We start from the raw sequence: 1,821 nt of genomic DNA, 5'->3' as shown, positions 1-1,821 counted from the left end.
CGACCCGTCCTTGCCCGTGCCGGTGACCCAGGTGCCGGCGCAGGTGAGCCCCGACATCGCTTCGCCAAGCCCGGCGGGGTCGGGCAGGCATGCGGCGATCACGTCCCGCGGCGAGACGGCAGCCGTGCCCACCTGGACGGGGGCGGTCGAGTCGAGGCCGAGTTTGTGGATCGTCTTCAGTACGCCGATGAACTCCTCGCCCAGCCCGTACTTGAAGGTCACCCGGCCGGAGTCGACCCAGCGCGGAATGAGCAGGACCTCTTCGTGCTCCACGTTGACGCACTCCACTGGCCCGATTCCGGCCGGGAAGGTGAAGGTCTCCGGCTCGCTGAACGGCTCGGTTGTGTACCACCGCTTGCCGCGTTCCCACACGACTGGCGGGTTTAGGCACTCCTCGATCGTCGTCCAGATGGAGAACGTCGGGGCGAACTCGTAGCCCTCGACTACCAGGTTCGCGCCGTCGCGGACGCCGACCTCGTCGATGGAGGCAAACAGCCGGTCTGCCGCGTAGCGGGCGAACACGTCCGACAGACCCGGCTCGACCCCGATGCTGCACAGGGCCAGAAGCCCGCGGCGCTCCCATTCCCCGGCGAGTGCGAACTGCTCGTCACCCAGTTTGACTCCCGGGTGGCGGTACGGATCCGAATCGTGCGGGCGGGACAGCGACATCGCCATGTCGAGGTAGGTGACTCCAGCGGCAAGGGCCGCACGGAAGACCGGCATCACGAACCGCGGGTCGAGCGCGTTCAGCACGGCATCGCACCGCTCGGTCCTGATCAGCTCACCAATCGCCTGCTCGTCCCGCGCGTCCAGTTTGAAGGCGGCGAACCGGCCGCCGCCACCGGCGATCGCCCGGCGCGCCCGCTCCTCGTCGTAGTCGGCCACGACGACGCGCTCGAACAGATCCCACCGCGCGATCGTTCGCGCGACCGCCGACCCAACTCCGCCGGCGCCGACGACTAGCACTCGCATCATGCGCCTCCCGACTGATTGCCCGGCGGCGGGCGCTCGCCCGGCAGGCCGATCCCGCTAGACGGCATGGCGCGACGCACCAGACCTGATTCAGCCTAAGCCGGTGACCCCCTGGCCACTGCTCTCGGGGCAGGCGTTGCCCTACGCTTGACGCTGTAGCGGAAGGAGCAGTCGTGGCGGACACGATGAGCGCGGCGCGGGCGATGTGGACGATGTTCGAGCCAGTCCACGATGTGGCGTACTTCGCGCCCGAGGCGCTGCGGGCGTTCACCGAGGCGGGCTTGCGCGGCTACTGGCGCGGTTACTTCGCCGGGCGGGCCGCGCCGCTTGGCGGTGCGGGGGCGGCCGTGGTTGCCGCGTCCTTCTACAACTTCGCGCCGGCCTTTGTGGCCCGTGCGATCCCCGGCGTGTGGGACCTGATCACGCCGCAGGAGGCCATCGCGGTACGCGAGGCGGGCGCGGCCGCCTCACTGCGACGACTGCTTGGCGGCCGGGAGGCCGAGGCGGCGAAGGCAGCCGACCTGCTGTGGCGCGCAGCGGGGGACCTCGACTTCGCCGGGCGCGTGCTGTCCGCGGCGAACTCCGAGCTGCCTGTCTCCGGCGACCCCCTGACGCGGCTGTGGCAGGCTACGACGCTGCTGCGCGAGCACCGCGGCGATGGTCACTTCGCCGCGCTTGCTGCCGCCGGCATCGACGGCTGCGAGGCGGTCGCGCTGCGGTGCGCGAAGGACATCTCCCGCGATCTCATGCAGCCGGTCCGCGGCTGGACCGACGAGCAGTGGGGAGCCGCGGCCGCTCGCCTGGCCGAACGCGGGTGGATCGGTGAGGATGCGACGCTGACCGCGGCCG

The 1,821-nt window shown here is 71.0% G+C and carries 2 protein-coding genes; one reads left to right on the top strand and one right to left on the bottom strand.

The features are described from left to right. The coding region (locus VG296_RS30050) for a saccharopine dehydrogenase family protein (protein ID WP_349259757.1) at window positions 1–972 on the bottom strand (972 nt) is incomplete at its 3' end. Window positions 973–1,145: 173 nt separating this feature from the next. Here VG296_RS30050 and VG296_RS30045 point away from each other — a divergent pair. Then, a partial coding sequence (locus VG296_RS30045; RefSeq protein WP_325571872.1) for an SCO6745 family protein occupies window positions 1,146–1,821 on the top strand: 676 nt, incomplete at its 3' end.

Origin of the sequence: Actinospica sp. (genome assembly GCF_035552695.1) — a bacterium.
In the GTDB taxonomy this organism is placed as follows: Bacteria; Actinomycetota; Actinomycetes; order Streptomycetales; family Catenulisporaceae; genus Actinospica.
The sequence above is the reverse complement of the archived record's forward strand: the minus strand, read 5'-3'. Positions and strand labels throughout refer to the sequence as shown.